Genomic DNA, 13,175 nt, shown 5'->3' with positions numbered 1-13,175 from the left:
GGCACAAGCTTTTTGCAGTTCAAAATCCAATAGAATTTCAGCTTATTTAGTGGTCTTGGAAATGTTCAGCAGTTTAAGTTGATTATTTTCACTTCCAACTGTCAGAACATACTTACGTTTTTTTTCTTTAGGCTTGTGTTTATCATCAGGCTTTGTCTCTACCGTTACATCAGCCGTTATTTTAACATGGTTGTCCTCGGTGACTTTGCTTTTAAGAGAATAATCCAAGTCAATAATATGGATGTATTTATTCCGAAAATCTGAGTAGGACGATGATGACTGCATTTTACTTCCAAGCAGGCTGTATGCAGTAACATAGTCACGGATTGTAATACTTTCAAAAAAATAATCTGCCAGATATTCTGCATTTTTCTTTAAGTCTGATGGCGCTGAATCGGAAATGATATCATCCGCATTTGCAAAGTCAAGCTGGCTGTTAACAGCCTTTTTTGACCATTTTGTTACTTTATCAATCACCTGGTTCATCGGAATACTGAACCCGATTGTACCATCTTCTGTTCCGACGGAGTTAATGCCGACTACTTTCCCGTTTTCACGATTAATCAAGGGACCGCCGCTATTTCCGTGCGTAATTTGAGCGGAAATCTGATACACATTATTATAAGCAAAACCGTCAACTGTAAAATTTCTGGCCATGCCGGAAATAATCCCAAGCGTAACGGTATTTTGAAAACCGTGGGGGCTTCCCAATGCGATTACTTCATCACCTATTTCCACATTGGATTCTTCTGCGATTGACAATGGGTTTTGTCCGGCCAGCTGTGGGACCCGGACCACGGCGATATCGATTTCTTTTCCGACACCAATTACTGCCGCCGGGTAGGTGTGGGCATTGGCAGTTTTGACATAAATTGCGTCTGCATCATTTACAACATGTGCATTTGTGATAATATCGCCTTTATTATTGTATAGGAAGCCTGATCCTGTAACCGTTGATTTTTCGCTTTGTCCTTCGATTTGCACCACACTTTTCTCTGTTTCGTGTATGATTGATTTCAAATCAAGGCTTTTTTTGTCCGATTTCACTTTGTTAATGACCGGATTGTTTACTGCTATAGCATTACCATTCCATTGCTGATTAATGGAATAAAGGACTAGAATTCCAATCACAACAAGTATAACGGACACAGCAAATGGTAATTTCATTTTTCTGTTCATATGCTCACCTCGTTGCAACATTGCATTTTAATCAGTGTACCAGTTAATTTGATCAACTTGGACTTTGATATCGGAGTCCTTTTTGTCTATATCATAATGCGTAAATTCAAATTTACCGGTTTCATCCGGGTAAAGTGTATCCGGATATACGTAAACTTCATTGGAAGTATATTTTTTACCGTCTTTTGTAAGCAGTGAATACTCCACGAGAATCGTATTGATGGAAACAGTAGCATTACTCTTTACTTTTCCTTTCACAACGATGTTTCCCTGCTGGTTATTGTCAAGCGATACTGAAACTAGTTTGACCGCTTCATTTCTGTTAAACGCACGTTCTTTTTCCGCGGTATTAATTGCCTGCTCAATACGTTCGCGCTGCGCTGTTTCAAAAGCTATTTTTTCTTTATCAATCGTTGTTTTAAGACTTTGCAGTTTTTCGGAATCCGGTGCATATTTCAATCCTTCTTCCACAATAATGGCAGCATCCGAAAATTGTTTAGCATTCAATTGTTCACTTGCTTTAGAAAATGTATAGTCAATAATCTGGTTGCGGATTTTCCCGGTAATCTTGCTTGCTTCTTCAGTTTTGACGGCCTCTGCTTCCCAAACCAATGTTTTCAGTTCACTGATGGACGGATCATGGCCAAGTTTGTATTTCAGTTGTTCTATTTTAATTTTGTTCCGCTTGGCTGTTAGCGTATTGATTAGTTCAGTGACTGCAGCACCTTCATAGTTCATAATGGAGTTTTCAGCATCCTTAATGATGGACAGTGCCTGCTGAAACTCTTGTTGTTTCATCAGTTTGTTGGCTTGCTTAAGATCAGATTCAATGTCGATGCCTTTTTGGACATAATTTAATGCCAGTTCAGCCTGGTCAAAGTCCTTGCTGTTTTTCAGTGATTCTTCCAGCAGCTGCTCCGCTTTGTTGAATTTGCCTTCCATGGCCACGTCCTCCGCTTTTTTATAAAGGTCTTTGGCATCTGCAATCTGGTTTTGCATAAACACATAATAAATGCCGGATGATAATACAATGAAGGCAAATACAGCAACAGGAATATACCAGAATTTATTAAATTCCTTGCGATTTTCAAGCCGCATTAATATATCTTCAGGCAACTGGCGTCCGCATTTTATACAATAGGATTCATTTTCTTTTACTTTCATGCCGCAGTAGGGACAATGATGCATGGTAAAACCTACTTTCACGTAATTTGCATTGTATAGAAATGGATGGATCTTCAGATTAAATCCGGTAGCATGCAAAAATATAATCTAAAAAGATAAATTACCAACCATTTACAGTCATTTTCAATCATCGGATAACATGATGCGACAAGACGAATAAGCCATCTTAACGAGCATTGTCATCGATGATTTAATTTTATCATATTTTTACTTTATTTAGGATGGTGAAATTGGTATGATAAGATAGAGAGTGGAAATAATAGTGTATCATCCTTACATAAAAAATCAGATTAAAGGGGGTTTACCCGTTGGAAATACTGTTAGGAATTGTTTGCTTCGGATTGCTGGCTCTAAATATTGGATATTGCATTTTTGATAATGAGTAGGGTAAATGAATAAAGGGTCAGACATAGGATTCCGTCTGACCCGAAATAGTATCATTTTAATGCCGCCCATTCATCAAATGGGAAAACAATAAATTCTGTTCTGCCAATTATATTTTCTTCTTTGATAAAGTCCAATCCATTTCTGCTGTCAAGACTTACCTCGCGATTGTCGCCCATTACAAAATACTTATTCTCCGGTACCTTGATTGGACCAAAATTCCCGGTATGATTCTGGCCTTCTTCGGAAATAAAATTCTGCTTGTATTTTTCACCGTTAATATAAAGTTCATGATTTCTGAATTTTATCGTTTCACCAGGCAGTGCAATGACACGCTTCACGTAATTTTTGATCGGCCGGTCAATAATGACGATATCACCGCGTTGAGGCGCGCCGGTCAAATATACAAATTTATTGAACAGAACTGTTTCCCCGCTTTCCAGAGTGGGCTCCATGCTCTGACCCTCAACAATGGATGTCGCAAATACAAATGAACGAAGGAGAAAAGCGAGTACGATAGCAATTAGTATTGCTTTTAGCCATTCGATCCATTGGTTTTTCTGTTTTGCAGTTTTTTCAGCCAAATATGTCATCCTTTCCAAAAAACTAAACAACTCTATTTTATATCATATCATACTATTTTTGTAAAAATTACCTTTGATTATTTGTTTCAATAAATAAGTTGCTTCTTTTACCGCAAAATTATCTGTATCTACTTGGTTGTCATTGATTAATCAATTATGCTACAGTAAAATAAGTTTACTAAAGGAGGATTTCACGTAAAATATGTGTGCTGCAGACAAGCTTCTTAACCATATCGAATTATTACGAAAACAAATGACCGAAATTGCAATGCAAGAAGGTCTTTCAAGTAAAGAATCCGTTGAAATCAGTCAGGAATTAGATGAAATGTTGAATCGGTACAACGAAATCAGACAGCCTGTGGACGGCAATTCCCGTTAAATAATTTTTTTACAAATTATGCTGCAAAAAAACTTCCAAACGATTTAATCCTTCCTTAATTGTTTCCATGTCATATGCATATGACAGACGCATATAACCCTCACCAAGGGGGGAGAAGGCATCTCCGGGAACTAATGCTACTTTACCCCGCCTAACTAGATCCAGTCCCAACTGAAATGAAGATACTTTCATATGTTTAAAGTTCGGGAAGAAGTAAAATGCTCCATCGGGCAGGTTTACATGTAATCCCATTGCTTGCAATCGATTATATACGTAGTCTCGTCTTTTTTTATATTCGTCACGCATTTCAACAGGATCATTCCATCCATTTGTTAACGCCTCAAGTGCTGCATACTGGCTGATGGAGGATGCGCAGGAAACATTATATTGGTGTACCTTCAGTATTTCCTTGGCAAGCCAGGAAGGTGCCAGGGCATAGCCAATTCGAAATCCGGTCATCGCATGAGATTTGGATAACCCGTTAATGATAATTGTCCGTTCTTCCATTCCCTTAAAAGTGGCAATAGATGTATGCTGCTGATCATATACCAGTTCACTGTATATTTCATCCGCGAGAACAAAAATTTTATGCTTTTTTAATTCCGTCGCAAGCTCTTCCATTTCTTCCTTCGTGAAAGAAGCGCCTGTCGGGTTTGATGGGTAAGGGAGAACAACACATTTAGTTTTTTCGGTTATGTGTTTCTGCAATGTTTCCTTCGTCAGTTTAAAATTATCATCCGAAGTATCTGCGAAAACAACATTTGCTCCTGCAAGTTTGACAAGCGGCTCATATCCGGGGTAAATAGGTGCCGGAAGTATTACTTCATCTCCAGGATTCAAAATGGTCCGGAGAGTGATGTCAATTGCTTGCGATGCACCAGTTGAAACAATAATTTCCGACTCGGGATTATAGCTCAAGCCATAGCTGCGCTCGTAAAAGCCGGCAATCGCTTTGCGCAGCCCTAAAATTCCGGCATTGTGGGTATACATGGTTTTATTCTGATCCAGAGCGATTTTTCCTGCCTGCTTAACATGGTCCGGCGTATGAAAATCCGGCTGACCGATTGTTAATGATGTAACATTCTGTTCATCCGCAACCATATTAAAAAACTTTCTGATTCCTGAAATTTCAATGTTTTGTACGGACTTATTCAATGTTGGCTGCATAAATAAATTCTCCTTTTAAGAATTCTATAATAGGGAGAAAAACTCCAAAGATAAAAAGCGCTTTACTTCATGATAATTATCATAACATATGATGATTATCATGAACCATATAAAAGGAGCAGCTGTATCGCTGCTACTGAATTTTCGTAACATTGCCATTGCCGAGTCTGATCAGCAGTAAATTAATTCCTATTAAAATATGAATTTACTCTGATAATAGAGAAAAGCGCCGCTGTTGTGGTGATTCAAATCACTTATTGGACATTATTTCTTCCTGGAAAACGTTTGAATCAGGATAACTGCTCCAATAATACATAGCATACCCGCCATCTGAATAAATGAGAAAGGCTCATGAAAAATAACGATTCCGATTATAGCAGCGACAACTGGTTCTACCGTGGTTAAAATAGATGCTTTCGACGCTTCAGTGCGCTGCAGGCCGAAAGTATAAATAATATAGGCGATTGCTGTGGGCAGAAATCCCAGCCCAAATGCATAAAACATAACGTCTGGTTTCAACAACAGATGAAATTTTTCCTGATAAGGGAAAAAAGGTATAAGAGCGACTGCCGCAACGACAAAAGTAAATGCTGTAATCGATAGACTGGTGTACTTGGTCAGGGCAAACTTACTGAAAATACTGTACAAAGCATACCCAAATCCGGAGCCAATTCCAAATAACAGGCTGCCCAGGTGCAGTACTTCCGGCTTCACCGGAATAAGACCGACAACCAGTGCTGTTCCAAACAAAGTCAGGAAGAGTGCGAATATCTTTACCCGTGTCAGCGTTTCGTTAAAAAGAAAAAAAGATAAAATGGTCACAAAGGCAGGACCTGTATAAAGCAATGCAGTTGCAACCGGAATCGTGGACAAATCGATAGCGGAAAACATGCAATAATTGAAGAATATAATGCTGAAAATGCCTGTCCCGATAAAATATTTAATGTCTGCCATTGAATCGAGTCGCAGTTTCTTGGGAGATTTAATCCATAAATAGAAAACCAGAATAATTGCAGCGGTCCATACTCTGAGCGTCACAACTTCCATTGGTGTAAATCCGTATGCATACAGATGTTTAACATACCAGCCGATAGTCCCCCATAACGCAGCACCGAGAATGATGTATATAAATGCTTTCTGCAATGAATCATTTCCCCCTTTATGTATCTATTAGTTGTAGTTTATATCAAATTACGAATGAAGTATATTACTGAAATGTTTCGTTCATATTGAATAATAATGAAAAAGTTCGTATTAAAAGAAAAGGTGGGAGCGGGAGATGAACTGGAGTGAATGGCAGGAGATGATTCCCAGCTGGTTTGAAATGATGTATGTGTTTATTTTCGGAGGAGTTTTTATTTGTTATCTGTTCGTTAAGGTGGTGGTGAAATGGGTAGTTTCGCGTCACTCCATTAAATTGCTGTCGTTTATGATGAGCAGCCTTGTGTTTTTAGTATTATTACTGTCCGGTATTATGATGACAGTGACACTTGGTGTGGATCTTCTGCAGATAACATTGAGATGTCTTGCAGTGTTCGGCTGTTGTCTTTTAGTACTACATCTTTTGCAATACGTCTTGCACAAAGCAAGATCATAAAAAACTGTGCTGTATACAGCACAGTTTAACGGTTTCGATGTGTTTTAGCAGGAGGCCATTCCATTTTACCGAGAGAAGACGGTGTAAAATATGAAGAGGAATATTTTCTTCGTGAAACGGTTCTTTTCTTTTTTCCAGGAGGCTGCCAGTCAATATAGTTGTACACTATCTTTTTGGCTTGTGACAGTGACATTTTTGACTGGGGATTCCGGTAGCTTTGATCAAGCTTACCAAGATGGCTGAGTTGCTTGAAGTCATCTTTTGTTGGGGGAATGTGAAAATAGTAATCAGCCACTTTTATAAGTAATGTAGAATGCTGATTGCTGAATTTCGGATGATCTGAAAAGTGCAGTCCAACTTTTTCAGCGCGCTTTTCCTTCAGAAGCCGGTTAATTGTTTCTTTTTTAATATGATAGAGATGCTTGGGTTCCGGTGCTGTTTTCGCGTGCCGGTTAATCGAATATAAAGCCTGAGCAAGTTCATGTACTGGAATTGTTTCCTTTATTGCCACGCATAATCCTCCTTATCCTTAATTTGATAACTTGTCTATATCGTACCGCAAAGGTCTTCCCATTGCAATATTAACAAGAGCTGTTATTCAGGTATTATTCGAAACAATATTTATAAAAGAGCACCAAATAAAAAAAAGCGGGTACATCATCATCCCGCTTCCGATCTGTCATTTTATGGATTGTATATACTCTACTATTTTTTCCATGTTGGCGGCTTTTCTGCCATCGAATCTTTTAATTGCATTGCCTTCTGGTGTGACCACGAAAAAACTGGTTGAATGCAGCACCTGATTCGAGTCAGCAACCTTTTCAACAGGTGATTTAAAGGATTTTACGGAAAACTCTTTAATCGATTCAAATTTATAGCCGGTAAGTAAATGCCAATTGTCCAGTGTGCCTCCGCGTGACTTAACGTATTTTTTCATGATTTTGTGTGTATCATGCTGTGGATCGACACTGAATGAAACAAGTTGAACATCGTCGAGTCCCGCTTCCTTTAACTGATCCTGCAATTTTGCCATGTTGGCGGTCATTGGCGGACAAACAGTAGTACAATTTGTAAAAATAAAGTCAGCTATCCAAAATTTACCTTTCAAATCATCCTGGGAAAGTTTTTCCCCATTGTGATCGGCAAACGTGAAGTCCTTAATTTCATACGAGAAGTCACCTTCATACTCACTGCCGCAAGCAGATAACAGGATGACAATAATGAATATCGGCAAAATCAGTTTACTTCCTGACATTTTGAAAATCCTCCTAAGTGAAATCGCTAACTAGTGTAGCATGTTTCCAGCTTAAAAACTATGGATAAACTGTTACGATTTGGCGGTCTGGGTTTTCAAAGTAAAAATATTAATTTCCGGTTTACACAGAAATCGGTACGGAACTCTGGTTGTTCCGATTCCTTTGCTGACATAAAGCGTCAATTTTCCGTTGTTGAGCGAATGTTTTCCCTCAACGTATTTTTCCGCATATAAAGGAGTATACAGGTCGCCGATAAATGGAAGTCGAACCTGTCCGCCATGACTGTGTCCCGATAATTGCATATCCACCGGGTAACGGACCACTTGATCCGCATAGTCCGGCTCATGTGCCAGCAAAATGGTGAATAACTCGGGGTTGGCGGCAGTAAGTGTTTTACGAAGATTCGGGTCTCCGAGCATGACATCGTCAATGCCTGCAAGAATTAACTCCCCATCAGCATTACGGATTGTTGTATGACTGTTTTTCAATAGTTGAAATCCCGCTTTATCCATTGTGTTTTTAACGATATCTGTCCCATACCCGCCATGATCGTGATTTCCATATATCCAGTACTTTCCGTTACTTGCCTGAATCTTTTTCAATGTTTTAATTAATTTATCATTCCAGTTATACGTATTTGCCTGGTCAACAAGGTCACCTGTGAAGACGACCAGGTCTGGTTCTTCATTATTGATGGTATTAACAACTTCATTCAACTGTTCCAAAGAATAATGAAAACCAATATGTGTATCGGAAAATTGTACAATTTTAAATTGGTTAAATGACTCTGGGATTTTTTTGGAAAATATAACATCCCGTTTCAATTGAAGCATGCCGGTCTCAATTTCACGAGCATAAAAATATGTCCCCCCACTCAAACCAACGAGTGCGAGCAGACTTCCGATTGACTTTTTTAAAAATGTTCGTCTGTTCATTCAGGTCAAACCTTTCCATGATAATACCAGTTATCCCCTGGAAGCTGGCAGTAGGTTCCACTTCAAGTGTACATAAAAGAAAGATGAATTGGTGCAGGACCAACTGCCAGTAAATGTCGGATAAGTTCAACTAACAATCAGTGGAAAGTGCATCCACTGATTGAAGTTTCACTTTACCCCCCGTAAACTGGCAGTAGGTTCCACTTCAAAATGTACATAAAAGAAAGATAGGGTGGTGTGTAACAACTGCCAGTAAATGTCGGATAAGTTCAACTAACAATCAGTGGAAAGTGCATCCACTGATTGAAGTTTCACTTTACCCCCCGTAAACTGGCAGTAGGTTCCACTTCAAGTGTACATAAAAGAAAGATGAATCGGTGCATGACCAACTGCCAGTAAATGTCGGATAAGTTCAACTAACAATCAGTGGAAAGTGCATCCACTGATTGAAGTTTCACTTTATCATAACGTATTTCTTTATATGATAAAATATATAAGTGTATACTGGAATTCTATCAAAATTTTTTGATTTTAGGATTTTTTTGTTTTGCAATAGGATTAATTATACATGATGGGAGAGATTGCATGAAGAATAAAACGGTGATTGTAACAGGAAGCACGAGTGGAATGGGGAAATATATGGCAGAAAGGTTTGCTTCTGAAGGCGCGAATGTTGTGCTGATCGGACGGAACGAGGAAAGACTGGCGGCAGCGAAAAATGATTTGGAATCAACCTCAACAGGAAATCTGTTTACGGTTGTCACAGATGTCCGGAAACCGGAAGATGTTGAACGGATGGTGAAGCAATCCGTTGACCATTATGGAAGAATCGATTACCTCGTCAATAATGCAGCTGGCAACTTTATTGCGCCGGCAGAGGAACTTTCCGTTAATGGCTGGAATACAGTGATTGATATTGTGTTGAATGGAACGTTTTACTGCAGCAGGGAGGTAGGAAAGTACTGGATTGACAATGGAATAAAAGGTTCTATTATTAATATGGTAGCTACATATGCATGGAATGCCGGTGCGGGAGTTATCCATTCATCAGCCGCAAAAGCCGGTGTGTTGAATTTGACCCGCACCCTTGCAGTCGAATGGGGGACCAAGTACGGAATTCGTGTTAATGCCATCGCCCCTGGGCCAATCGAACGGACAGGCGGCGCAGATAAGTTGTTTGAGTCCGAAAAAGCTGCAAAACGCACAATTGATTCTGTTCCGCTTAAGCGGCTGGGTACCCCTGAAGAAATTGCCGGCTTGGCTGACTTTTTGTTTTCGGAGCAGGCTGCGTTCATTAACGGTGAAGTTATTACAATGGATGGCGGCCAATGGCTGAACAAATTTCCTTTTTAGCAGAGCCCTCTATGAAATTGAGTATAGCCGAGGTCGATTAACAACATATTCATGGAATGATCATGCAGTCCATTTCACATTGGCAAATTCCCGGGATGATTCATAGACTAATACTGACAGAATACGTATTTTCCCTGGGAGGTATTTCATAATTTTTGGATGTAAAAGGATATATCTTATCAATGAACTATGGTAAACTTAGGTTTGGGGATACAAATAATAACTCCTTTTTCTGAGAAATAAAATTGCAGTATTTAACGTCAGTTTTCGAAAAGGAGCGAAGACCATGAGTACATTAAAGGATAAGCCAGTAACTGACATAGTAGTCGAAGATGTCATGATATCGTCTGAAAAGGTTGCCCATGTCCAGTTGAATAACCCGTTGGAACACGCATTGCTTGTACTGGTGAAGTCGGGATATTCTGCGGTTCCGGTACTGGATGAATCCTATAAACTGGTAGGAACAATTGGAAAAACGTTAATTTTAAATGAAATTCTGGGGCTGGAACGATTTGAAATTGAGAAGCTTTCTTATATGCGGGTACATGAAGCGATGAATACGGAAATACCGTCACTCACAAAAGAGGATTCTATTTTGACGGGATTAAAAGAGATTATTAATTTTCCATTTGTATGCGTTTCCGATAAGGAAGGGTATTTTGATGGAATTTTAACGAGGCGTGCCATTCTGAAACAGATGCAGCGTTATATTTACACATCCGGAAACAAATCTTTTTATTAAATGATTAAAAACTACCCCCGGCGTAATGTCAGCACGCTGGGGGTAGTTGACTTTTGGTCCTGGATGAATTGTATCTCAATATAAGCTGCACTGATTCATTCATTAATGTTTATGAACAGGGGTCTTTTATGGGAATACAAATGAAAGAATCAAAGAAAACAAACCGTCCGCTTGTGTTGGTCTCGGTTATGCTCGGGATGTTTCTGGCTGCAATTGAAGCAACAATCGTTGCTACAGCGATGCCGAGTATCGCAGCTGATCTGGGCGGTTTTTCCTTGTACAGCTGGGTATTTTCCGCTTACTTGCTGACAAATGCTGCGACCGTTCTTATTTTTGGCAAATTATCGGATATTTTTGGACGAAAACCTGTATTTGTTACGGGTATTTTCTTTTTTCTAACCGGCTCGACGCTATCCGGATTCAGTTCTTCGATGGAGATGCTGATTGTATGCAGGTTTGTCCAGGGTGTTGGTGCTGGTGCACTGATGCCGATTGCAACGACGATTATCGGTGATATATACAGTAAAGAGGAGCGGGCTAAAATCCAGGGTTATTTGTCAAGTGTCTGGGGAATTTCCGCCGTTACCGGACCACTGTTGGGCGGTTTGTTTGTGGAGGCGCTCAACTGGCGTTACGTCTTTTGGATGAACATCCCGCTTGGCATACTTGCTACACTTGGTATTCTTTTCTTTTTGCATGAAAATATTGACAAAAAGGAACCATCCATTGATTTCCTCGGCTCGATATGGATTATGGTTACTGTCACGTCACTCATGTTTATTTTAGTGGAAGGTGGGGTCAGTATTTCCTGGAATTCCACCTTGATGTATTGTATGATTGGCGCAGCTGCTGGCGGGTTTTTATTGTTTTTTATTCAGGAGCAGCGGGCAGCAGACCCAATGATGCCTTTTGAAATATGGAAATATCGGATTATCAGTTTTGCTAATTTGGCATCTTTAACAGCTGGTATGATTTTAATTGGGGTTTCCAGTTACCTTCCCGCATTTGTGCAAGGGGTGATGGGATACTCTCCGACTGTAGCCGGATTCACATTGACAACCATGTCGATTGGATGGCCGTTGGCAGCGGTTGCTGGAGGCAGACTGCTGCTTGTAATCGGGTATCGCTTCACGTCGATGCTTGGCTGCGGTTCCTTGATAATTGGTGGCGTCGTATTTTTTATGCTTTCACCTGAAAAAGGTCCGGTATGGGCAGCGGCAGGATCTTTTTTTATTGGAGTCGGAATGGGGTTAACAAATACCTCATTTATTGTAGGAATACAGAATGCTGTCGGTTGGAAGACCCGCGGGATAGCAACTGCTGCGAATATGTTTATGCGTACAGTCGGCAGTGCACTCGGAGCCGCATTGCTCGGTGGCCTGTTGAACAGTCAAATTCAACGATATATCGTGAAAAATGGATTGGATGATCGTGTTTCCGTTGATACGGCAAACAACCTACTGGATCCCCGGCAGAATATGTCGCTCCCCGAGGATGTACAAAAGGTATTGCAGGAAGGGCTTACGACTGGATTGCATGCTGTATATACCGGGCTTCTGGTACTCGCCGTTATCAGTTTAATCCTTGTATTCTTTTTACCGAAAAAAAAGCAGGAATAGGTGTTTGTTGCGTACGGCTGTTTCGTCTGCTAAAGTAAAATAAATACATAAAATTGGAGGAACAGAATCGTGAAAATGATGGATGCAAATGAAATTATCAGCTTTATTTCAAACAGTGAAAAAAGTACACCTGTGAAGGTTTATATTAAAGGCAATGACTTAAATTCCTTGCAATATGGAGAAAACGTCCAGTCTTTTGTAGAACAGAACAGTGGTGTTTTGTTCGGTGAATGGAAAGAAATCCAGTCCGTATTGAATGAAAATAAAGATTCCATTACAGACTATGTGTTGGAAAATGATCGCAGAAATTCAGCTATACCGTTATTGGATTTAAAGGATATAAATGCACGGATTGAACCTGGTGCGGTTATTCGTGACCAGGTGGAAATAGGCGATGGTGCTGTGATAATGATGGGTTCCATGATTAATATCGGCTCCGTTGTTGGTGCGGGGACTATGATTGACATGAATGTTGTGCTTGGCGGCCGTGCTACAGTAGGAAAAAATTGCCATATTGGCGCTGGAACAGTGCTTGCCGGTGTTATTGAGCCGCCTTCAGCCCAGCCGGTTGTAATTGAGGATGAAGTTGTTATTGGCGCGAACGCTGTAATTCTTGAAGGTGTAACAGTCGGAAAAGGTGCAATTGTTGCAGCCGGTTCAATTGTTACGAAGGATGTTGCGCCAAACACACTTGTTGCCGGCACACCTGCGAAGTTACTGAAAGAAATTGATGACAGTACAAAATCCAAAACGGAAATTAAACAGGAACTACGCAAATTGGACAACTAAAGCAGG

The 13,175-nt window shown here is 40.0% G+C and carries 14 protein-coding genes; 6 read left to right on the top strand and 8 right to left on the bottom strand.

The window, feature by feature from the left end:
• Positions 1-42 precede the first annotated feature (42 nt).
• The 3 genes from ABD010_RS16970 to lepB all read right to left on the bottom strand — a co-directional run bounded on the left by ABD010_RS16970 (position 43) and on the right by lepB (position 3,332).
• Positions 43-1,179, bottom strand: a complete 1,137-nt coding sequence (locus ABD010_RS16970) for a S1C family serine protease (protein WP_343815795.1) — start codon at positions 1,177-1,179, stop codon at positions 43-45.
• A 27-nt stretch (positions 1,180-1,206) separates the two neighbouring features.
• A complete protein-coding gene (locus ABD010_RS16965; protein ID WP_464888466.1) occupies positions 1,207-2,295 on the bottom strand; it encodes a zinc ribbon domain-containing protein in 1,089 nt (362 codons plus the stop codon).
• 506 nt (positions 2,296-2,801) lie between these two features.
• On the bottom strand, positions 2,802-3,332 hold the full coding sequence (gene lepB, locus ABD010_RS16960; protein ID WP_343815792.1) for a signal peptidase I: 531 nt from the start codon (positions 3,330-3,332) through the stop codon (positions 2,802-2,804).
• A gap of 202 nt (positions 3,333-3,534) precedes the next feature.
• On the opposite strand from lepB, the gene ABD010_RS16955 reads away from it, so the two are divergent.
• Complete coding sequence (locus tag ABD010_RS16955) at positions 3,535-3,711, top strand: Spo0E family sporulation regulatory protein-aspartic acid phosphatase (RefSeq protein ID WP_343815789.1); 177 nt, start codon at positions 3,535-3,537, stop codon at positions 3,709-3,711.
• 9 nt (positions 3,712-3,720) lie between these two features.
• On the opposite strand, the gene ABD010_RS16950 is transcribed toward ABD010_RS16955, so the two are convergent.
• Together ABD010_RS16950 and ABD010_RS16945 are read right to left on the bottom strand one after the other, a co-directional pair.
• Positions 3,721-4,878 carry an aminotransferase A gene (locus ABD010_RS16950; protein WP_343815786.1) on the bottom strand — a complete coding sequence of 386 codons (1,158 nt, stop codon included), beginning with the start codon at positions 4,876-4,878 and terminating at the stop codon, positions 3,721-3,723.
• A gap of 264 nt (positions 4,879-5,142) precedes the next feature.
• Positions 5,143-6,021, bottom strand: a complete 879-nt coding sequence (locus ABD010_RS16945) for a DMT family transporter (protein ID WP_343815783.1) — start codon at positions 6,019-6,021, stop codon at positions 5,143-5,145.
• A gap of 136 nt (positions 6,022-6,157) precedes the next feature.
• On the opposite strand from ABD010_RS16945, the gene ABD010_RS16940 reads away from it, so the two are divergent.
• On the top strand, positions 6,158-6,475 hold the full coding sequence (locus tag ABD010_RS16940; protein ID WP_343815780.1) for a hypothetical protein: 318 nt from the start codon (positions 6,158-6,160) through the stop codon (positions 6,473-6,475).
• Positions 6,476-6,500: 25 nt separating this feature from the next.
• Here the strand turns inward: ABD010_RS16940 and ABD010_RS16935 are convergent, their stop codons facing one another.
• The 3 genes from ABD010_RS16935 to ABD010_RS16925 form a co-directional block, all read right to left on the bottom strand.
• Positions 6,501-6,980: a YkyB family protein gene (locus tag ABD010_RS16935; RefSeq protein WP_343816393.1), complete on the bottom strand. Its 480-nt coding sequence runs from the start codon at positions 6,978-6,980 to the stop codon at positions 6,501-6,503.
• Between the two features lie 174 nt (positions 6,981-7,154).
• Positions 7,155-7,730: an SCO family protein gene (locus ABD010_RS16930; protein WP_343815778.1), complete on the bottom strand. Its 576-nt coding sequence runs from the start codon at positions 7,728-7,730 to the stop codon at positions 7,155-7,157.
• Positions 7,731-7,802: 72 nt separating this feature from the next.
• Entirely contained in the window at positions 7,803-8,666 is an 864-nt protein-coding gene (locus ABD010_RS16925) for a metallophosphoesterase (RefSeq protein WP_343815775.1), read from the bottom strand.
• 585 nt (positions 8,667-9,251) lie between these two features.
• On the opposite strand from ABD010_RS16925, the gene fadH reads away from it, so the two are divergent.
• The 4 genes from fadH to dapD all read left to right on the top strand — a co-directional run bounded on the left by fadH (position 9,252) and on the right by dapD (position 13,169).
• The gene (gene fadH, locus ABD010_RS16920) at positions 9,252-10,019 is read left to right on the top strand and encodes a 2,4-dienoyl-CoA reductase (RefSeq protein WP_343815772.1); all 768 of its coding nucleotides are present in this window, start codon (positions 9,252-9,254) and stop codon (positions 10,017-10,019) included.
• A gap of 286 nt (positions 10,020-10,305) precedes the next feature.
• A complete protein-coding gene (gene cbpB / locus ABD010_RS16915; RefSeq protein ID WP_343815769.1) occupies positions 10,306-10,761 on the top strand; it encodes a cyclic-di-AMP-binding protein CbpB in 456 nt (151 codons plus the stop codon).
• A 128-nt stretch (positions 10,762-10,889) separates the two neighbouring features.
• The gene (locus ABD010_RS16910; RefSeq protein WP_343815766.1) at positions 10,890-12,380 is read left to right on the top strand and encodes an MDR family MFS transporter; all 1,491 of its coding nucleotides are present in this window, start codon (positions 10,890-10,892) and stop codon (positions 12,378-12,380) included.
• A 69-nt stretch (positions 12,381-12,449) separates the two neighbouring features.
• A complete protein-coding gene (gene dapD, locus ABD010_RS16905) occupies positions 12,450-13,169 on the top strand; it encodes a 2,3,4,5-tetrahydropyridine-2,6-dicarboxylate N-acetyltransferase (protein ID WP_343815763.1) in 720 nt (239 codons plus the stop codon).
• Positions 13,170-13,175: the final 6 nt, after the last annotated feature.

The sequence above is a fragment of the Virgibacillus siamensis genome (assembly GCF_039522605.1).
GTDB lineage: Bacteria > Bacillota > Bacilli > Bacillales > Amphibacillaceae > Lentibacillus > Lentibacillus siamensis.
Note: the sequence above shows the minus strand (reverse complement) of the source record. Positions and strands in the feature narration are given on the sequence as shown.

Coding starts and splice junctions, on each gene's coding strand:
- ABD010_RS16970 (WP_343815795.1), bottom strand. CDS start 1,179: ATGAACAGAAAAATGAAATTACCATTTGCTGTGTCCGTTATACTTGTT.
- ABD010_RS16955 (WP_343815789.1), top strand. CDS start 3,535: ATGTGTGCTGCAGACAAGCTTCTTAACCATATCGAATTATTACGAAAA.
- ABD010_RS16950 (WP_343815786.1), bottom strand. CDS start 4,878: ATGCAGCCAACATTGAATAAGTCCGTACAAAACATTGAAATTTCAGGA.
- ABD010_RS16940 (WP_343815780.1), top strand. CDS start 6,158: ATGAACTGGAGTGAATGGCAGGAGATGATTCCCAGCTGGTTTGAAATG.
- ABD010_RS16930 (WP_343815778.1), bottom strand. CDS start 7,730: ATGTCAGGAAGTAAACTGATTTTGCCGATATTCATTATTGTCATCCTG.
- ABD010_RS16925 (WP_343815775.1), bottom strand. CDS start 8,666: ATGAACAGACGAACATTTTTAAAAAAGTCAATCGGAAGTCTGCTCGCA.
- fadH (WP_343815772.1), top strand. CDS start 9,252: ATGAAGAATAAAACGGTGATTGTAACAGGAAGCACGAGTGGAATGGGG.
- cbpB (WP_343815769.1), top strand. CDS start 10,306: ATGAGTACATTAAAGGATAAGCCAGTAACTGACATAGTAGTCGAAGAT.
- ABD010_RS16910 (WP_343815766.1), top strand. CDS start 10,890: ATGGGAATACAAATGAAAGAATCAAAGAAAACAAACCGTCCGCTTGTG.